Origin of the sequence: Clostridium algoriphilum, assembly GCF_020443705.1 — a bacterium.
GTDB lineage: Bacteria > Bacillota > Clostridia > Clostridiales > Clostridiaceae > Clostridium_AD > Clostridium_AD algoriphilum.
This window is the reverse complement of sequence record NZ_JAIZZK010000094.1, coordinates 1-1357: the sequence shown is the minus strand read 5'-3', so window position 1 is coordinate 1357 and position 1357 is coordinate 1. Positions and strand designations below refer to the sequence as shown.

The window sequence follows — 1357 nt, the reverse complement described above, 5'->3', positions numbered from 1 at the left end:
TCATTACGCCATTCGTGCGGGTCGGAACTTACCCGACAAGGAATTTCGCTACCTTAGGACCGTTATAGTTACGGCCGCCGTTTACTGGGGCTTAAGTTCATAGCTTCGCTTACGCTAACTAATCCCCTTAACCTTCCAGCACCGGGCAGGCGTCAGCCCCTATACATCAGCTTTCGCTTTAGCAGAGACCTGTGTTTTTGCTAAACAGTTGCTTGGGCCTATTCTCTGCGACCTACTTTCGTAGGCACCCCTTCTCCCGAAGTTACGGGGTCAATTTGCCGAGTTCCTTAACAGCAATTCTTCCGATGGTCTTAGGATTCTCTCCTCACCTACCTGTGTCGGTTTGCGGTACGGGCACCAATATCCTCGATAGAGACTTTTCTTGGCAGCGTGGAATCAGATACTTCAGGAATAAATTCCCTTCCCCATCACATCTCAGCGTTAAGAGCAAACGGATTTGCCTGCTTGCTCCGCCTAAATGCTTAGACACACATCCAATAGTGTGCACATCTTATCCTCCTGCGTCATCCCATTTCTAATAACGTCCATTGGTGGTATCGGAATATCAACCGATTGTCCATCACCTACGCCTTTCGGCCTCGGCTTAGGTCCCGACTAACCCTGAGAGGACGAGCCTTCCTCAGGAAACCTTAGGTTTTCGACCGTTAAGATTCTCACTTAACTCTCGCTACTCATGCCAACATTCTCACTTCTGTACCGTCCACCACTCCTTACGGTATGACTTCAGCCAGTACAGAAAGCTCCTCTACCGCGTACACATAGTGTACACCCATAGCTTCGGTGGTAAGTTTTAGCCCCGGACATCTTCGGCGCAGGATCTCTTGACTAGTGAGCTATTACGCACTCTTTGAATGAGTGGCTGCTTCTGAGCCAACATCCTAGTTGTCTTAGAAATCCCACATCCTTTTCCACTTAACTTACACTTTGGGACCTTAGCTGATGGTCTGGGCTGTTTCCCTTTTGACTACGGATCTTATCATTCGCAGTCTGACTGCCGAAATAAAAGTATATGGCATTCGGAGTTTGATAGGGTTCAGTAACTGTTGTCAGCCCCTAGCCCATTCAGTGCTCTACCTCCATTACTCAATTAATCGACGCTAGCCCTAAAGCTATTTCGAGGAGAACCAGCTATCTCCGAGTTCGATTGGAATTTCTCCGCTATCCACAGCTCATCCCATGGTTTTTCAACACCAACGTGGTTCGGACCTCCACGGAATTTTACTTCCGCTTCATCCTGGCCATGGATAGGTCACCCGGTTTCGGGTCTACGACATGCAACTATGCGCCCTATTCAGACTCGGTTTCCCTTCGGCTCCGTACCTTAAGTACTTAACCT

The 1357-nt window shown here is 48.7% G+C and carries 1 rRNA gene; it reads right to left on the bottom strand.

From position 1 onward, the window contains the following. A 23S ribosomal RNA gene (locus tag LGK95_RS22015) occupies positions 1–1357 on the bottom strand; the annotation flags it as partial.